This window comes from Streptomyces roseoviridis (genome assembly GCF_039535235.1).
GTDB lineage: Bacteria > Actinomycetota > Actinomycetes > Streptomycetales > Streptomycetaceae > Streptomyces > Streptomyces roseoviridis.
Genome location: NZ_BAAAWU010000001.1, coordinates 1,439,824 through 1,457,067 on the forward strand (window position 1 = coordinate 1,439,824; position 17,244 = coordinate 1,457,067).

The 17,244-nt window shown below is 76.2% G+C and carries 13 protein-coding genes; 5 read left to right on the forward strand and 8 right to left on the reverse strand.

The features are described 5' to 3' along the window. The first annotated feature begins 21 nt into the window (after window positions 1–21). Entirely contained in the window at window positions 22–831 is an 810-nt protein-coding gene (locus tag ABD954_RS06565) for a helix-turn-helix transcriptional regulator (RefSeq protein WP_345484833.1), read from the forward strand. Between the two features lie 45 nt (window positions 832–876). On the opposite strand, the gene ABD954_RS06570 is transcribed toward ABD954_RS06565, so the two are convergent. Both ABD954_RS06570 and ABD954_RS06575 read right to left on the reverse strand, forming a co-directional pair. Then, the gene (locus ABD954_RS06570; RefSeq protein WP_345484835.1) at window positions 877–1,968 is read right to left on the reverse strand and encodes a winged helix DNA-binding domain-containing protein; all 1,092 of its coding nucleotides are present in this window, start codon (window positions 1,966–1,968) and stop codon (window positions 877–879) included. Window positions 1,969–2,034: 66 nt separating this feature from the next. Next, complete coding sequence (locus ABD954_RS06575; protein WP_345484836.1) at window positions 2,035–2,571, reverse strand: hypothetical protein; 537 nt, start codon at window positions 2,569–2,571, stop codon at window positions 2,035–2,037. Window positions 2,572–2,819: 248 nt separating this feature from the next. On the opposite strand from ABD954_RS06575, the gene ABD954_RS06580 reads away from it, so the two are divergent. The 4 genes from ABD954_RS06580 (at window position 2,820) to ABD954_RS06595 (ending at window position 7,864) form a co-directional block, all read left to right on the forward strand. Beyond that, window positions 2,820–3,860: an inosamine-phosphate amidinotransferase 1 gene (locus tag ABD954_RS06580; RefSeq protein WP_345484837.1), complete on the forward strand. Its 1,041-nt coding sequence runs from the start codon at window positions 2,820–2,822 to the stop codon at window positions 3,858–3,860. 154 nt (window positions 3,861–4,014) lie between these two features. After that, window positions 4,015–5,247: an ATP-grasp domain-containing protein gene (locus ABD954_RS06585; protein WP_345484838.1), complete on the forward strand. Its 1,233-nt coding sequence runs from the start codon at window positions 4,015–4,017 to the stop codon at window positions 5,245–5,247. 24 nt (window positions 5,248–5,271) lie between these two features. Then, complete coding sequence (gene rocD / locus ABD954_RS06590) at window positions 5,272–6,474, forward strand: ornithine--oxo-acid transaminase (RefSeq protein ID WP_345484839.1); 1,203 nt, start codon at window positions 5,272–5,274, stop codon at window positions 6,472–6,474. A 103-nt stretch (window positions 6,475–6,577) separates the two neighbouring features. Then, entirely contained in the window at window positions 6,578–7,864 is a 1,287-nt protein-coding gene (locus ABD954_RS06595) for an ATP-grasp domain-containing protein (protein WP_345484840.1), read from the forward strand. A 33-nt stretch (window positions 7,865–7,897) separates the two neighbouring features. On the opposite strand, the gene ABD954_RS06600 is transcribed toward ABD954_RS06595, so the two are convergent. The 6 genes from ABD954_RS06600 to ABD954_RS06625 form a co-directional block, all read right to left on the reverse strand. After that, window positions 7,898–9,808: an ABC transporter ATP-binding protein gene (locus ABD954_RS06600; protein ID WP_345492000.1), complete on the reverse strand. Its 1,911-nt coding sequence runs from the start codon at window positions 9,806–9,808 to the stop codon at window positions 7,898–7,900. A 509-nt stretch (window positions 9,809–10,317) separates the two neighbouring features. Further along, window positions 10,318–12,066, reverse strand: a complete 1,749-nt coding sequence (locus tag ABD954_RS06605) for an ABC transporter ATP-binding protein/permease (RefSeq protein WP_345484841.1) — start codon at window positions 12,064–12,066, stop codon at window positions 10,318–10,320. Then, entirely contained in the window at window positions 12,063–13,325 is a 1,263-nt protein-coding gene (locus ABD954_RS06610; protein WP_345484842.1) for a nitroreductase family protein, read from the reverse strand. The genes ABD954_RS06605 and ABD954_RS06610 overlap by 4 nt, the downstream gene beginning before the upstream one ends. Before the next feature lie 8 nt (window positions 13,326–13,333). After that, a complete protein-coding gene (locus tag ABD954_RS06615; RefSeq protein ID WP_345484843.1) occupies window positions 13,334–14,713 on the reverse strand; it encodes a YcaO-like family protein in 1,380 nt (459 codons plus the stop codon). Continuing rightward, window positions 14,710–16,251 (reverse strand): CocE/NonD family hydrolase, encoded by a 1,542-nt coding sequence (locus ABD954_RS06620; RefSeq protein WP_345484844.1) that lies wholly within the window; start codon window positions 16,249–16,251, stop codon window positions 14,710–14,712. Before ABD954_RS06620 ends, ABD954_RS06615 begins: the two co-directional genes overlap by 4 nt. Beyond that, window positions 16,248–17,144, reverse strand: a complete 897-nt coding sequence (locus ABD954_RS06625; protein ID WP_345484845.1) for a hypothetical protein — start codon at window positions 17,142–17,144, stop codon at window positions 16,248–16,250. Before ABD954_RS06625 ends, ABD954_RS06620 begins: the two co-directional genes overlap by 4 nt. Window positions 17,145–17,244 lie beyond the last annotated feature (100 nt).

Sequence of the window (17,244 nt, forward strand, 5' to 3'; positions counted from 1 at the left end):
AAGGCGGCGGAGGAGCGGGGAGTGTCCGAGCACGAGGAGTCGGAGGACCTGCGGGGCGCGCTGCGGGGGCTGCGGCGGGCCACCGGGCTCCCGGTGGTGTTCGGGGGGCTGGGCCGCGACGGCCGCGCGCTGCGGATCTCGGAACTGGACGGGGCGGTGACGCGGGCGCTGCGCGGGCTGTCGGTCTCGGCCGGCTCCGGCCTCGGCGGGAAGTGCCTGGCACTGTCGCGGCCGTGCGCGGTGACCGACTACGCCTCGGCCCGGCACATCACCCACGAGTACGACGGCGCCGTGTCGGCGGAGGGGCTGCGCTCGGTGATCGCGGTGCCGGTCGTCGTCGGCCGCCGGGTCCGCGGGGTGCTGTACGGGGCGCTGCGCGACGCGCTGCCGATCGGCGAGCGGGTCGTCGACGCGGCCGTCGCGGCGGCCCGGGAGGTCGAACAGGCCCTGGCCGTACGGGAGGAGGTGCGGCGGCTCGCGGCGGAACGGGAGGAGATGCGGCTGGCGTACGGGGAGCTGCGCGAGCTCGTCCCCCGGGTGACCGATCCGGAGCTGCGGGAGCGGCTGCTCGCGGTGTGCGGCCGCTTCGAGACGAGCTCGGGCGTCGTCGGCGGGGAGGGCGGCCGGCGCCCCGCCGTGCTGCTCACCCCCCGCGAGACGGACGTGCTGGCGGCGGTGGCGTCGGGCGCCACGAACGCGGTGGTGGCCCGGCGGCTCGGGCTGCGGCCCGAGACCGTGAAGGGCTACCTGCGGTCCGCCATGCGGAAGCTGGGGGCGCACACCCGCCTGGAGGCGGTGGTGGCGGCGCGGCGGGCGGGAGCGCTTCCGTAGCGCGCGCCCCACGTCTCCGGCGGGGTCACCGTCCGCGCCCCGCGCTCAGGGCGTCGCGTAGGTGATCTCGTAGGGGACGTCCCGGGGAGCCAGGAGGCCGAGGGTGCGCTCGGCCTCGGCGGTGAGTCCGGCGCGCTGGGCGCGGGTGAGGCGCGTGAACGGGTCGATGGTCATCGTCGTGCGCTCCTTGGCCTCCTCCAGGTGCCAGATCCCGGCGAGGAAGCCGTCGAGCAGGAAGACCCGGTGGGCCTGGTTGCCGGTCCAGGTGCGGGCGCGGTGCTCGGCGGGGACGACGCGGGTGCGGTCGGCGTGGGAGAGCAGGAGGTTGTCGAACTCGGGGAGGAAGCGCGGTGGCGCCGGGGTGTCCTCGTCCGGCCGGGGCGCGTCGGGCAGGTCGAAGAGCTCGGTGCCCCGCTCGTCGCGGAGGACGAGCAGGCGGGGCCGCAGGCGCTCGAAGGCGGGCCGCAGCCGGGTGAGTCCGCACCAGGTCTGCATGTCCTTCACGGAGGCGGGCCCGAAGGCGCCGAGGTAGCGCAGCACGGTCTCGTCGAGGTCGGCGGGGTCCTGCGGGCTCTGGTCGAACCACTGCTCGGCGCGGGAGAGCGCGACCTGTCCGCTCCTCCTCCACAGGCCGCGCGGGGTGACCTGGACCATGGGCAGCAGGCAGCGGGCGGCGACGGTCAGCGCCTGCGGGTCGGCGGCGGGCCACTCCTGGAGCAGGTGTTCGCGCAGTTCCTTGGGGGTGCGGGGCCGCTCGTCGACGTGGGCCGCGGTGAGGGCGACGAGCCGGTCGAGGTCGACGCCGTCGAGTCCCTTGCGGAACATCTTGAGTTCCCGGTCGATCGCCCCGGCCTGGACGAGGCGGCGCAGGGGGACGGCGTCGGCGGCGGTGTGGGTGTGCACGGTGGAGCGGAGCGACACGATGCGGGCGACCCGGCGGGACTCCATGAGGGCGGAGAGGTCCTCGGGCCGGAAGCCTTCGAGGCGGGCGGCGAGGGCGTAGTACGGGGGCTTGGTGTTCTGTGCCTGGAGGCCGACGAGGTGGTGGACCGCCTGCTCGGCGGTGAGCGGGGCGGGGCGGAGCAGGAGCTGACGGTCGAGGGTGGCGCGGTTGAGGGCGCGGGTGCTGAGGACCATGGTGCGCACGCTAGCGGGGATCGCGGACAGGTCGGGTCCGCGATGAGCGGGGCGGGTCCCGTCCGGTCAGCGGTAGTCGTCCGGGTGGTCCTGCATCCAGGTGTTGATCCGGTCGCGGGTGCCGATCAGCAGCGTCTGGTGGCGCTTGAGGTTCTCGAAGGAGCGGTCGCCGGCGAGCTCGGCGTCCAGCTCCGCGATCAGCTCGACCGGCCGGCGGAAGTGTCCGGCGCCCTTGGGGTCCGCCTTCATCGCCCGGTCCAGGCGGTGCAGTTCGTCGTGGACCCGGCCGAGGAAGTAGGCGCAGTCGTCCGGCGTGCAGGCGTCGCCCAGGGTGGCCTGCAGGCCCGCGAACGCGTCGCGGACCCGCTCGGGCGGCAGCTCGTCCGGGACGGTGGGGGCCGGCGTCGCCCCGGCGGACGCCTCGGACTCGGCGGCGGCGTCGGCGGCGTCCGCCGCGGAGGTGGGCACGGTGGCGACGCCGCCGGTGCCGCCCTGCCGGTGGTCCGCCGGCGGGCCGGGGTCCGGGTCGGTACCGCAGGAGACCGCCAGCGCGGCCAGGGCGACGACGGCGACGGCGGTGCGGCGCACCGAGGACGTGAACATGGCTTCCCCCCCGTGATCGTGAAATCAGGGGAGCCTACCGCGGCCGGCGCGGCCCTCGGGACGGCCGGCCGGGTCCGCGCGTCCGAGGCAGGGGCCGGCCGTGGGGACGTATGGCGTTTACCTCGCTCCCCCGCGGGTGCGCACTTCGCTTACCCGGCCCGGGCGCCACGCGTGCCAGTCTTGGCGGCGGTGTTCGAACGGCTGACTGGCGCCGCGTCGGCGGCGCCCGGCATGGGAGGGACAACCCGATGAGCCTGGTGGATGTGTACACCGAGTGGGATCCGCTCGAAGAGATCGTCGTGGGGACCATCGCAGGGGCGCGGGTCCCGATGACCGACCGCAGTCTGCTCGCCGCGGAGTACGGTGACATCGACGATCCGCAGGAGATCGTCCCCGGCCCGTACCCGGCGCACGTGGTCGAGGAGACCGAGGCCGAGCTCGAAGAGCTGGTGGACATCCTCACCGGTCTCGGCGTGAAGGTGCGGCGGCCCGGCGGGCGCGACCACAAGGCGGTCGTGTCGACGCCGGACTGGAGCACGGACGGCTTCCACGACTACTGCCCCCGCGACGGCTTCCTCGCGGTCGGCAACACGCTCATCGAGTCGCCGATGGTGCTGCGGTCCCGGTGGCTCGAAGGGTTCGCGTACAAGGACCTGTTCGTGGAGTACCTGGAGAGCGGTACGCGGTGGATCTCCGCGCCCAAGCCGCAGCTGACCGACGACATGTACGAGCCGTCGGCGCCGCCCGGGGAGCGGCTGAAGAACCTGGAGCCGGTCTTCGACGCGGCCAACGTGCTCAAGTTCGGTACGGACGTGCTCTACCAGGTCTCCGACAGCGGCAACATGCTCGGTGCGCGCTGGCTGCAGGCGGCGCTCGGCAGCGAGTACACCGTGCACGCCTGCCCGGGCCTCTACACCTCCACGCACATCGACTCCACCATCGCGCCGCTGCGGCCCGGTCTCGTCCTGGTGAACCCCTCCCGGATCAACGACTCCAACATGCCCGACTTCCTGCGGGGCTGGGACCGGATCGAGTGCCCCGAGCTGGTGGACCAGGGCTTCGTCGGCCCCCACCCGCGCGGCTCGGTCTGGATCGGGATGAACTTCCTGACGGTCGGCCCCAGCAAGGTCATCGTGGACAAGCGGCAGGTCGACCTGATCCGGGTGCTCGAGAGCCATGGCGTCGAGTGCATCCCGGCGCAGCTCACGCACGCCCGCTCGCTCGGCGGCGGTTTCCACTGCGTGACGCTCGACGTGCGCCGCACCGGCGAGCTCGCCACCTACCGCTAGGCCGTGTCCGGCTCTCCGCCGACGCCCCGCGCGTCGGCGGACGGCCGTCCGTTCGTGTCCGCGCCGCGCGCCGGCGGCGACGTTCCGACTCACATCCGACTCACAGGGGAAGTGGCTGACGATGGTGACCGGCTCCCGCCCGGGAACGACACGCGTGGCGATCGTGGACTGCCGCTCGACGGGGCGTTTCCTGCCGGCCGCGCTGCTCCGGCACGGCATCGAGTGCGTCCACGTCCACTCGCAGCACCCCGATGTCCACATGCCCTTCGAGGCCGACGGCTTCGTGGACGACCTGCGGCACGACGGCGACCTCGCGGCCACCGCCTCGGTGCTGCGCAAGCACGGCGTCGGCCATGTGATCCCGGGTACGGAGTCGGGCGTGGAGCTGGCGGACCGCCTCTCCGCCGAACTGGGCACGCCCGGCAACGGGATGAGCCGGCCCGCCGCCCGCCGCAACAAGCACGACATGGTGCTCGCCCTGCGGGACGCGGGGCTCGCGCACGCGGCGACGATCGTCTCGTCCGACGCCGACGAGATCATCGCGTGGGCCGAGTCGACCGCGGGCTATCCGGTGGTGTTGAAGCCGGTCGCCAGCTCCAGCACGGACAACGTGGCGGCCTGCGCGTCCCCGGAGCAGATCCGGGCCGCCCACGCGAAGATCATGTCGAGCACCGACCGGCACGGGATGACCAACACGGTGGTGCTCGCGCAGGAGTTCCTGGCCGGCGACGAGTACTACGTCAACACGGTCAGCCGGGCCGGCGGCCACCGCACGGTCGAGATCTGGCGCTATCACAAGCGCCGGGTGCCCGGCGGCGACTTCATCTACGACTACGACGAGCCGCTGGCGCCGGACGACCCGGTCGCGCGGCGGCTGGAGTCCTACGCCCACGAGGTGCTCGACGCCCTGGAGATCCACAACGGGGCCGCCCACACCGAGATCATGCTCACGGCCAGGGGGCCCGTGCTCGTCGAGTGCGGGGCCCGCACCGGCGGCGGCCAGATCCCGGAGATCGTCACCGCCTGCTTCGGCGTCAACCAGGTGGACCTCCTGGCCCTGTCGGTGGCGGAGCCCGAGGCGTTCGACCGCCTGCCCACGACCGCGTACCGGCTGCTGCGGCACCCGCGTTTCGTGGCGCTGATCAATCCCAGGGACGAGGGCGTGGTCCCCTCCCACGAGGCGATGGCCCCGGTGCGGGCGCTGCCGTCGTACGCGCACACCGTGATGGCGCGTCCGGCGGGGCAGCCGATGTCGCGGACGGTCGACGTCGCGACCTGGCCGGGCTACGTGTACCTGATCTCCGACGATCCGGAGCAGGTCCGGGCCGACTACCGGAAGCTGCGCGCGTTCGAACGTGACTTTCTCTACGACAACGGCTCCCGCTGAGGGACCGGCCCAAGGAGTGTCGCTATGACTACGGACGTCACCTCCACCGAGGACTACATCGCCCTCGCCGGGCGCTGGGGCGCCGACGACTACGTCCCGCTTCCCGTCGTGCTCAGCCACGGGGAGGGCGCCTGGGTGACCGACCTGAACGGCCGGCGCCACCTCGACTTCCTCGCCGGGTACTCGGCGCTCAACTTCGGCCACCGGCACCCCGCCATCGTCGCCGCGGCCAAGGCGCAGCTCGACCGTCTGACCCTGACCAGCCGGATGTTCCACCACGACCAGTTCGCGCCGTTCTGCCGCGAACTGGCCGAGCTGACCGGCACCGAGCGGGTGCTGCCCTCCAACTCCGGCGGCGAGGCCGTCGACTCGGCCGTGAAGATCGCCAGGAAGTGGGCCTACCGGGTCAAGGGCGTGCCGGACGGTGCCGCCGAGATCGTGGTCGCCGGCTCCAACTTCCACGGCCGGACGACGACGATCGTCTCGTTCTCCACCGACGCGACCGTCCACGACGGCTTCGGCCCGTACACCCCGGGCTTCCGCGTGGTGCCGTACGGCGACATCGACGCGCTGCGCGAGGCGGTCGGCGTGAACACGGCGGCGGTCCTGCTCGAACCGATCCAGGCCGAGGCGGGCGTGGTCGTCCCGCCGAAGGGCTACTTCGCCGAGGTCCGCCAGCTCTGCGACGACACGGGCACCCTGCTGGTCGCCGACGAGGTGCAGTCCGGCCTGGCCCGCACCGGCGCGACCCTCGCGCTGGACCACGAGGGCGTCCGCGCGGACCTGTACACCCTCGGCAAGGCGCTGAGCGGCGGTCTGATGCCGGTGTCGGCCGTGGCCGGGCGGGCCGACGTCATCGGTGTGCTCAAGCCCGGCGAGCACGGCTCGACCTTCGGCGGCAACCCGCTGGCGTGCGCGGTGGGCCGGGCGGCGGTGCGGCTGCTGGCGACCGGTGAGTTCCAGGAGCGCTCGCGCGAGCTCGGCACGTATCTGCACGGCCGGCTGAACGAGCTCGACAGCGTCGCGGAGGTCCGTGGCCGCGGCCTGTGGGCCAACGTGCGGATCGCCGAGGGCCACCCGAAGGGACGTGCGGTGTCCGAGGCGCTGCTGGAGCGCGGCCTGCTGTGCAAGGTGGCCGACGAGAACCTGCGGGTGTCGCCGCCGCTGGTGATCACGCGTGAGGAGCTCGACTCCGGCATCGACGCCATCGCCGACGTCCTGGGATGACCGGTGCCCGGCCGCGGGGCGGGCCGGGCACGCCCTTCCGGCCGTGACGGCCTTTCCCGCTGCCGGCGGCTCGCCGGGAGCAGAGCCGAGACAAGGAGCCACGTTGTCCGACCATGTCGCACCCACCGGCCGTCCGCGCGTGCTGGTCGTCGGCGGCCGCCTGAAGCAGGTCCGCAAGGCCCGCGAACTCGGCCTGGACGTGGTGTACGTCCAGCACCCCGACGCGTACGACCGCGAGCACTGGCCCCATGTCGACCAGGCGCTGCTGGTCGACTACTGCGACGTCGACCGGCTGCTGCCGATGGTCCGGGCGCTGCACGAGGTGTACCCGTTCGCGAAGGCCGTGACGCTGACCGAGTTCGCGCTGCTGCCGACGGCGCGGATCAACGAGGAGCTCGGCCTGGCCGGCGAGTCCCTCGACACGGTGGAACTGCTGCTCGACAAGGCCCGGATGCGCCGGCACCTCGCCGCGAAGGGCATCAGCCCGGTGGCCTCCGCGGTCGGCCGTTCCCGGCAGGACGTACGGGACTTCGTCGCCGCGCACGGGCTCCCGGTCATCGTCAAGCCGGTCCGCGAGTCGGGCAGCCTCGCGGTGTTCTGCGTCCGTGACGAGGCCGAGGTGGACGCCGTCGCCGAGCGGTACCGGACCCTCACCGACAAGGAGTGGGCCCCGGGTGACGTGGCCTTCGCCGACTCTTTCGACGAGTTCCTGATGGAGGAGTACCTGGAGGGCCCGGAGTTCAGCGTGGAGACGCTGAGCTTCGACGGCCGGCACGTGGTCGTGGCGACGACCGACCGCGAGCTCGGCGGCACCGGCTTCGCCGAATTCGGCAGCACCGGCTTCGCGGAGATCGGGCTGTGGCAGCCCAGCGCCCACCCGCCCGAGCAGGTGCGCGAGGCCATCGGGCTCGTGCGGGACTTCCTCGACGCGGTCGGACTGCGCGACGGGCCGGCCCACACCGAGGTCAAGCTGACCCCGCGCGGCCCGCGGATCATCGAGTCGCACAACCGCGTCGGCGGGTACGCGCTCAACGAGATCGCGGAGCTCGTGTACGGCGTCGACATGGAGCGCCACGCGCTGGCGGCCGGGCTCGGCCTGCTGGAGCCGCTGACCGAGTCGCCCGAGCCGCGCGGCGCGGCGGCCCTGCAGGCGCTGATCCCCGAGCCCGGCCGGGTGGTGGAGGTGACCGGCCTCGACGCCGTGCGCGCGGACCCGGCGTTCGTGGACCTGCGGCTGATGGTGGAGCCGGGCGACGTGGTGTCCCCGCTGACCTGGAACGAGGACATCGGCGGTTACGTGGTCGCGCGCGGCGACGACACCGCCGAGGCGATCGCGCACAGCAAGCGGCTGGCCGCGGCCGTCGGGATCCGCACCGAGCCCCTCGCGTGATCCCCCTCGCCCGCCTCCCGTCCTGAGGCGTTGTCAGGACGGGAGGCGGGCGAGGCTGCGGTTGAGGGCGCTGTCGGGGCGGGTGGTGAGCTCCTCCCAGGTGCCCTCCTCGGCGATGCGTCCGGCCTCGAGGACGGCGATGCGGTCCGCCCGGCGGATGGTGGCACGGCGGTGGGCGATGACGATCGTCGTGCGGCCCTCCTGCCGGAGCGCGGCGGCGAGCCGGGCGTCGCTCGTGTTGTCCAGGTGGGCGGTGGACTCGTCCAGGATCAGGACCCTCGGCCGGGCCAGGAGCGCACGGGCGAGGGCGACGCGGGCCCGCTGGCCGCCGGAGAGGGTGGCGCCGCGCTCGCCGACCGGGGTGTCCATCGGCGCGATCCGGTCCACGCCGCACCGGCGGGCCGTCTCGGCGAGGAGGGCGTCGCCGGCGTCGGGGGCGGCGAGCCGCAGGTTCTCGGCGAGGGTGCCGTGGAAAAGGGGCGTCTCCTGGCCCACCAGCGCCACCGCGCCCCGCAGTTCGGCGTCGTCGAGCTCGCGCAGGTCGACGGGGTGTCCCCCGGCGGGCAGCAGCTGGACCCGGCCCTCGGACGGGTCCCAGAAGCGGGCGAGCAGGTGGGCGCAGGTCGACTTCCCCGCGCCGGAGGCACCGACCAGGGCGAGCGTCTGCCCCGCCTCGACGGTGAGGTCGAGCCCGTCGAGCACCGGCCCGGCGCCGTAGCCGAAGCTCACCCGGTCCAGGCGGACGCCGAGCGGGCCGGGCGGCAGCGGGCGGGGCACGGCGGGCGGCGGGGCGAGCGCGGGAGCGCCGACCGCCGCTCCGACGCGCCAGGCGGCGGCGCGCAGGGCCACCGCCTGGCTGAGCGACCGGGCGGACTCCGCGACGGGGCCGAGGACGGCCAGGGCGAGCGCCACCGCCGCCGGGACCCACGCGCCGTGCAGCCGCCCCGCCGTCAGGGACTGTGCCGCCGCGACGACCACGCCGAGCACCGCCGCCACGATGAGCAGCTCGCGCAGCGCGGCGGCCCCGGCCTCCCAGGTGGCCTCGGCGCGCTGGGCGTCGCCCACCTGCCGGCCGCGCTCCGCGAGGCGTCGGCGGCGCCCGTCGAGCGCGCCGAAGGCGAGCAGCTCCCGCAGCCCGTCGACGGTCTCCACGGTGTCGGCCGACAGCGTCGCGACGGCCGTACGGGTGCGGGCGCCGCGCCGGGTGCGTCCGCGGGCCTCCGCGAAGGGCGCCGCGGCGAGCAGCGCCGCGACCGGCAGGACGGCCGCGAGCAGCCAGGGCTCCACGGCCGCGAGGACCGCCGTGCCGCCGGCCAGGACCGTTCCCGAGGCGAGGAGCTGGGCGGTCGTGTGGGCGTAGAAGAACTCCAGGGCCTCCACGTCGGCCATGGCGGTGGCGGCGAGGTCCCCGCTGCGCCGGCCGGCGACCCGGGCGGGCGCGCTGCGGGCGAGCCCGTCGAAGACCCGTACGCGCAGGGCCGCCAGGACCCGGTAGGCCAGGTCGTGCGAGAGGTCCATCTCGCGCCACGTCGTCAGCGCCCGTACGAGCACCAGGGCGACGAGCGCGGTGACGGTGCCGGCCGAGGGGGCGCCGCCTTCGACGACGGCCGTTCCGACGGTGTGCGCGGCGAGGGTCACCAGGGCGACCAGGGAGCCCTGTTCGAGGAGCGCGGCGACGCAGGTGCGGGCCGTCATGGCACGGTGCCCGGCGAGCGCGGGGAGCAGCGCGCGCAACGCACCCCGCTCGGGCCGGACGCCCTCGCCGGACGGGGCGCGGCGGGCGGACGGGCTGGGTGACGGGGTGTCGGTGGGCGGAAGGCCGGAGGCCGGGGTGCCGGTCGGCGACGTGGCGGCGGGCGAGGTGACGGACGGCGAGGTCTCGGCGGCTGGGGCGTCGGTCGGTGGAAGGTCCGGGGCCGGGGCCGGGGTGCCGGTCGGCGGCATGGCGGCGGGCGAGGTGACGGACGGCGAGGTGACGGTCGACGAGGTCTCGGCAGCCGGGGTGTCGGCCGGCGGAAGGTCCGGGGCCGGGGTGTCAGTCGGCCGAAGGGCCGGAGCCGGGGTGCCGGTCGGCGGCGTGGCGGCGGGCCAGGTGACGGACGGCGGGGTCTCGGCGGCCGGGGTTCCGGCCTGTGGAAGGGTCGATGCCGAGGTTCCGGCCGCCGGGGTCCCGGCGGGCGAGGTCTCGGTCGGCCGAAGGGCCGGGGTCGGGGTCTCGGTCGGCGGCGTGGCGGCGAGCGAGGTCTCGGTCGGCGAGGTCTCGGCGGCCGGGGTTTCGGCGGCCGGGGTTTTGGCCGGTGGAAGGGCCGGTGCCGAGGTTCCGGCGGCCGAGGTTCCGGCGGCCGGGGTTCCGGCGGGCGAGGTCTCGGTCGGCGGAAGCTCCGGGGCTGTCATGTCGGCAGGCGGGGCTCCGGTGGCCGGGGTGCCGGTCGGCGGTGTGGCGGCGGTGTGGTTCATGCGGCGAGTTCTCCTGGGTGGGTACGGCCGGCCTCGACGAGTCGCGCGTAGACGCCCCCGGCGTCGACCAGGCCGGCGTGGTCGCCCACGGCGTCCACCCGTCCCCCGTCGAGGACGACGATGCGGTCGGCGTGCCGGACGGCGGCGAGCCGGTGGGCGATCACCAGGACGGTGCGGTGGCCGGCGGCCTTCAGCAGCTCGCGGACGATGTCCGCCTCGCGGCGTTCGTCGACCGCGCTCGTCGCCTCGTCGAGGACGAGCACCGGCGCGTCCGCCAGCAGGGCGCGGGCGAGCGCGAGCCGCTGCCGCTGGCCGCCGGACAGGGTGGCGCCGCGCTCGCCCAGGACCGTGGCGTAGCCGTCGGGAAGGGCGGCGATCTCGTCGTGGACGCCGGCGGCGCGTGCCGCGGCGGTCAGCTCGTCGTCCGTGGCGCCCGGCCGCGCCATCCGCAGGTTGTCGGCGACGGTGGCGTGGAAGAGGTACGTGTCCTGCGAGACCACGGCGATCCCCCGGCGCAGCGCGTCGAGGGAGTGCTCGGTGGTGCCGCGCCCGTCGAGGGCGATCCGGCCGGCCTGCGGGTCGTGGTGCCGCAGCAGCAGGGCGAGGAGGGTGGACTTGCCGGCGCCGGACGGGCCGACGATCGCGGTGGTCCGGCCCGCCGGCGCGGTGAAGGAGACGCCGCGGACGGTCGGCTCGGCCACGCCGTCGTAGGTGAACCAGACGTTCTCGAAGCGGAGTTCGGGGGGAGTCGACCGGTGCGCGGGGGCGGCCTGGACGTCTCCGGTCTCGCGGACCGAGGGTTCGGCGGTGCGCAGCGCCGCGATCCCGTCGGCGGCCGACACGCCCAGGTAACCGGCGTGCCACTCGCGCGCGAGGTCACGGACCGGCCGGAAGCACTCGGAGGCCAGGAGCAGCACCAGGTAGGTGCCGGTCGCGGTGGTCGATCCGCTGACGGCCGACCAGCAGGCGAGGAGCGCGGCGGCGGCCGTGCCGCCCTGGATCGCGAGGTCGGTGATGCCGGTGTCGACCAGAGAGACCCGCAGTTTCGCGACGGTCGCCCGGTGCAGGGCGGCCGAGCGCTCCTCCAGGCGGGCACGGGTGCGGCCGACCGCGCCGGCGGCCCGCAGGGCGGGCATGCCCTGGAGGGCTTCCAGGTAGTCGGCGCCCAGTCCCTCGTAGGTGTCCCAGTGTTCCTTGCCGCGGGCGGCGAGCAGCCGGTCCCAGGCGCGCGGGCCGAACAGGGCGAGCAGCAGGGCGGGGACGAGGCCGAGCAGCACCGCCGGTTCCACCACGGCCAGGGCGGTGAGCACCAGGGGCGGGACGGTCAGGGTGACCAGGAGCTGGGGCAGATAGCGGGACACGTAGGCGTCGACGCCCTCCACCCCGTCGACGAGGGTGGTGCGCACGGCGCCGGCGCGGGCGGTGGTCAGGTACGCGGGGCCCAGTCCGCCGAGGTGGGCGAGGAGTTCGTCCCGCAGGCCGACCCGGACCTCGGCGCCGGCCCGGGTCGCGGTGCGCCGCTGCCAGGTGCCGAGCGCGGCGCGCACGGCGACGACGGCGAGCACGGCGGCGAGCAGCCACGCGAGCGAACCCGTGTGCCCGGCGGCGAGCCGGGCGAGGGCGAGGGCGAGCAGGGCCGCCTGCGCCAGGTGGGTGAGGGTGACGGCTCCGTGCAGGACGGTGGCGGCGAACAGGGGGCGCCGGGCGCGGCGGGCGGCCCGGCGGAGCTCGGGATGGACGATCACGTGGTGTTCTCCTCGTCGGCGTGGAGGGTGCCGGTGCCGAGAGCCAGTCCGTGGACGACCCAGTCCCGGCCGGGTGCGGCACCGAGGGCGGCACCGAGGTCCGCCTGCTGCCAGGACCCCACGGGCCGGGCGGCGAGCCCGTGGCGCCGGGCGGTGACGTGGGCGAGGTGCACGGCGAAACCGGCCCGCAGGTGGGCGCGTCGGATGTGCGGTGCGTCGGCGTCGGAGGGGCACCCCCGGGCGAGCAGGACGGCGCCCGCACCCGCGATCCACCCTTGTCCCGCGGCCCAGGCGGCGAGCGCGGGGCGCGCCTCCCCCGCGGCACACCGTCGCGGGGCGCCGCCCCCGGCCGCCTCCAGCAGGCCGGGCTCCGCTCCCCCGACGGCGACGCACCAGCGCAGTTCGTCTCCTCCGGCGCGTACGGCCGCGGCGAGAACGGCGTGGACCGCCTCCGGAGCCGGGGCGCCGTGCAGCGGCGGCGGGTCGCTGCGCCGTGCGAGCAGCTCCTCGGGCGTGGGCGTGAAGCCGGGAAGGGACGCCCCCGCGGCCGCGGCACCGCCGCCCGCCGCCCGAGCGGAGACAGCCCCGCCGCCCCGGCGGCCGGACGTGCCGGACAGACCTCCGCCCCGCCCGTCCGCACCCCGCCCGTCCGCGCCCTGCGGCGGCCCGCCCCGGCGTCCGCCCCCGTCCCACGGCGGGACGTGGACCCGCGCGAGGGGGTGCCGCGTGTGGCCGTCGAGGTCGATCTCGGGCTCGGCCGCGCCCAGGGCGCGGGCCGCGAGGAAGAGGGCGGCGGCGGCGTGGCCGGTGTCGAGGAGGAGCAGGGGCCAGGCGCGGTGGCCGTAGTGGGACGTCGTACGGCGCGGGGTGACGGACAGTTCGGCGGTCAGGCCCGGCGGCGTGCCCGCGGGCCGGGGGCCGAGGCGGTGGACGTGGTGGCGCAGGGGGTCGTAGCCGTAGCGGCCGGGTGGCAGGGAGCAGCCGGCGCCGACGACGAGGGTGGCGTCCACCGGGTGCAGGGCGCCGGCGGACGGGGTGGGCCGCAGGCGGCCGGAGGCGTCCGAGGCGGCCAGGGAGAGGCGCAGCAGGGCCCCCGGGTCGAGGTCGGCGGGTCCGGCCGGGGGGAAGGGGCGGGGCGGTCCGGGCCAGGCCGGGACGGCCCGGCCGGCGGGTGTGTCCGGTCCGGGGTGCCGGGCCGAGCGGGCGAGGGCGAGGGCGGCGGGGAGGTCCACCGGGTGGTCCTCGGCGAGGTGTTCCACGGTCGTCCTCACATGTGCGGCGGGGGCGCCAGGGTGAAGTCCTGCGGTGCGGCGGGCAGCCGGGTGCGCCAGCCCCGCCGGACGGCCGCCTCGCCGAGCCGCGGGCAGCCGAAGTAGCCGAAGGCGGCCGGCGCGTTGGGAAGGAGCCCGGAGACGAGGACCCGGGCCACCCGCAGGGACGTCTCGGCGACGTCCTCGGTGGTCAGGTCGAAGGTCATCACGCGGTGGCCGCCCGCACGCAGCGCCCGCTCCAGGCGGGCGGGGCTGCCCGGCTCGACCGCGTCGACGGACACGGTCCCGCGGGCGGGGTCGGTGAACCGCCGGGCCTCGGCCGCCATCCGGTCGTCCAGCCACACCTGCACGTGGGCCCCCAGGTCCCGGACGTGCTCGAACTGCGCGCCGCACGCGTCGAGATACCGTCCGTCGGGGCGGTGGTCAAGGTAGAGCCCGCGGGCCAGCAGACCAGCCTCCACGGCCTGGAAGACCCAGCCGTCGGGGCCGGTCAGGCCCTGGGTGAAGACCCAGGTGTGGACCGCTTCGAGCACGGCCTTGCGGGCGGCCTCGGCCGGGTCGTACTTGCAGGCGAACCCGGCCGCGTACAGCCCGAGCCTCGGGTCGTGGACGAGTGCGGCCATGCAGGGGGCGAACTCCGACGGCATCTCGACGAGGTGGACGTCGAGGGCCGATCCGGCCAGGTCGTCGAGGAGGCCGGGAACACTCGCCGGGTCGATGCCGCGGGCGGGTCCGTCGAGGTGCCACCACAGTTCCAGGGCGTCGCGTTCGACGATCTCCAGCAGGCCGCGTTCGACGGCGTCGTCGAGTCCCTGCCCGGTGGCGATGCCCGCGTAGTTGAGGTGGTGGGTGCGGGGCAGCTCACGCAGCTCGCCCTGGCGCCAGTTGAGGTGGGTGAGGGCGACGGGCGCCCAGACCTCGGTCGTCCCGCCGTCGGGCAGCCGCTCGGTGCCGCGCGTCCACAGCGCGGGGGTGTCGGCGGTGAGGCGGCGGTAGGGGAACTTCTCCCGCTCGTACTGCCAGGGGGCGTACGCGGGCAGGTCGTCGGGCCCGTAGAGCCGCAGGCCCTTCTCGGCGAGCTCGGCGGCGGTGGCGCGCAGCGGGGCGTCGGGGTGGCCGGGCGGCGGCACGCGGTTGCCGCAGTAGCGCTCCATCCCCTCGGCTATCGCGGCGATCCTGGCCTGTTCGGGGTCGCCGAAGGTGGTGCCGAGGGAGACCCGGTCGGCGGGCCACAGTCCGAGCCGGCGGGCGTCGGAGACCTCGGCGGTGAGCGCGGTGTAGCGGGGCGGGGCGCCCGCGGGGTGCTCGACGGGCTTGACCTTGCGGACGATGCCGCAGACGGGGTCGACGAGTGCTTCCAGCGGCAGCGCCGTCATCGCAGGATCTCCTTGGCGGGATCGGTGGGCGTGGGTCGGGAGGGGAGGACGGGCAGGGTCAGCGTCACGCCGGTCGGGTCGACCTCCCGCCGGGAGGCGAGCAGCCGTTCGGCCGTGACGGGGTCCTCGCCGGTGTGGGTGTGGCGGGCGTGGGCCGGGAAGTGGTGTCCGGCGATCTCGACGCGCAGGCGGGTGCCGGCCCGCAACCGGCGCGCGAGCCGCCCGAGTTCGACGGTGAACTCCTCGGCCCGCGGGGAGGGCGGAGTCTCGTGACGCGCGGCCGGGTCCTCGCACCGCCGGGCCGGATCCCCGCCCCGTCGCAGGACGCCGACGGCGAGCCGTTCGGCGCGCCCCTGCGGCGTGAGGGCGACGAGCCGCACGGCCCAGTCGGCGTACGGGGTGTCGGCCGTGGCCCGCATCCGCAGCCGTACGGGCCCGACGGCGTCGAGCGGACGCGGCAGCGGCGCGGTGACGAGCAGACAGCGGTCGGCGGGCTCGGAGGTGGGCACGGTGAGGTCGTCGGAGCGTACGGGGCGGGCGGGGTCGGCGGTGAAGACGGCGCCGTGCAGCGGCCGCAGCGGCACGGGGCGCGGTTCGCCCTCGGTGTCGGCGGGCAGCCACAGGTCGGCGCCGCCCAGGGCCAGTGCGCCGTGGCGGCCGGGCGCGAGGTCGCCGGCGAGGGCCCGGCGCGCCCACCGGGCGTACAGCTCGCCGAGGACCACGCGGTGCGCGGGGCCGGCGTCGGGTCCGGGCGCGGCGGCGAGGCCGTGTCCCCAGGGGCCGAGCAGCAGGCGGGCGGAGGGGCCGCCCCAGGTGTGCCACAGCGCGACGGTGTCCTCGGTGAAGTGGTCGTGGTGGCCGCCGACCGCGAGCAGCGGCGGGCCGGCGTGCGGGGCGCGTGCGGTGAGGCGGCCGCGGTCGTGGTGCCGCCAGAGGCCGCTCCAGGAGGGCAGGGACCGGCCGAGCCGTTCGGGCAGGGCGGTGAGCGGGAGGTGGGCGAGCAGAGCGGGGTCGGCGGCGAGGGCCTTGGCGAGGGCGTGCTCGTCGGAGTCCGGCCGGTCTCCGTGGGCGGCCCACCAGCCGGCGCGGGCGAGGAGCCGTTCGGGGCCCGAGGGTTCGCGGGCCGTCTCGGCCGCGCCGAGGGCGGGTACGGCGGCGATGACGGCGTCCGGCCGGGCCTCCTCGCCCGTCCCGGGGTCCAGGGCGAGGGCGAGGGCGCAGTGGGCGGCGTAGGAGGCACCGGCGGCGACGAGCCGTCCGTCGCTCCAGGGCTGTCGCCGGATCCACCGGGCGGTCGCCGCCCCGTCGGCGGCCTCGTTCTCGTACGGGCGCCACTCCCCCGGCGAGGCGTGGCGGCCCCGCACGTCCTGGACGACGGCGGCGAATCCCCGGCGGGCCCAGCCGCGTGCCTCGGCCAGGTGCCGGGCGCGGTCGTAGGGGGTGCGGATCAGGACGGCGGGGAAGGGTGCGGTGCCGTCGGGGAGGCAGACGTCCGTGGCGAGTCCCTCGACCGTCGTGGCGGTCTGCGGGGTGGTCATCCGGTCTTCCCCGGCATCGGTGCGACGTCGGGCACCGGCAGGACGGGGTGCTCGGTGACGGTCAGCGTGCGCAGGTCGACGCGGCGGAGCCGACGCCGTGCGGGGAGGCCGGCCGGGTCGGGGGCGCCGGTGGCCCACCGGGCGAGGTCGTCGGCGAGGAGGGCCGCGAGGAGTGCGGCGGCGGGCACGGTGAGCGGGACGGGCGTGCCGGAGGTCCGGGGGCCGCTCCAGTAGGCGGCGAGTTCGCGGTGGGCGGGGGTGGCGGCCAGGCGGCGGGCGCGGAGGTGGGCCGAGGTGACGTCTCCGGGGGCGGCGGCGAGGGGTTCGACGTACGCCTGCCAGCCCTCGCGGTGGCAGCGCAGCCAGGCGACGCCGTGTCCGGGCAGCCGGTCGGCGGCGTCCCACAGGCCGTCGGGTACGGGGCCGTCGAGGCACCAGACCACGGCTGCGGGGTCTCCGTCGAGGAGGTCGCGGAGCTGCGGCGCGGTCGCGGCGGAGGTCGCGGGGGGCGCGGCGGGGGTCGTGCGCGGCGCGGCGCCCAGGGCCGTCAGGTGGGCGGCCAGCGGCCGGGTCAGGGCAGGGGCGCCGAGGAGCCTGATGTCCCGGCGGGCGGCGGGCCACCGCGGGGGCGGGGGTTCGTCCGCCAGGTAGCCGGCGTCCTCGAAGGCCCGTACGAGATGGCGAAGTTCCTCGTCGGCCGGGGCCGGGGCCTCGCCTGCGCCCGTACCGGCCTCGCCGTGGGCTCCGGCACCGGAGAGCAGCGAGAGCAGGGCGCCCTCGTCCGCGTCCCGGGTCCTGACCTCGAGGAACTCCCCTTCGGCGGTGCGCAGGGCGAGGCCCCGTCCGGGCACGGCGACGACTTCGACACCGGGAACGAGCCGGCTGCGGGACACGGCGATCCTCCTGACGAGAGGGCTGGTGAGAGGGGTGGGGACGGGCGTGGGCCCGCCCGGAAGGCAACGGGCGGGCCCACGGTCGAGGGTGTGAGGCCCT

Excerpts from the sequence above, each read along its gene's own strand:
- ABD954_RS06620 (WP_345484844.1), bottom strand. The coding sequence starts at position 16,251 with ATGACCACCCCGCAGACCGCCACGACGGTCGAGGGACTCGCCACGGAC.
- ABD954_RS06580 (WP_345484837.1), top strand. The coding sequence starts at position 2,820 with ATGAGCCTGGTGGATGTGTACACCGAGTGGGATCCGCTCGAAGAGATC.
- ABD954_RS06575 (WP_345484836.1), bottom strand. The coding sequence starts at position 2,571 with ATGTTCACGTCCTCGGTGCGCCGCACCGCCGTCGCCGTCGTCGCCCTG.
- rocD (WP_345484839.1), top strand. The coding sequence starts at position 5,272 with ATGACTACGGACGTCACCTCCACCGAGGACTACATCGCCCTCGCCGGG.
- ABD954_RS06570 (WP_345484835.1), bottom strand. The coding sequence starts at position 1,968 with ATGGTCCTCAGCACCCGCGCCCTCAACCGCGCCACCCTCGACCGTCAG.
- ABD954_RS06600 (WP_345492000.1), bottom strand. The coding sequence starts at position 9,808 with ATGCCGCCGACCGGCACCCCGGCCCCGGCCCCGGACCTTCCACCGACC.
- ABD954_RS06615 (WP_345484843.1), bottom strand. The coding sequence starts at position 14,713 with ATGACGGCGCTGCCGCTGGAAGCACTCGTCGACCCCGTCTGCGGCATC.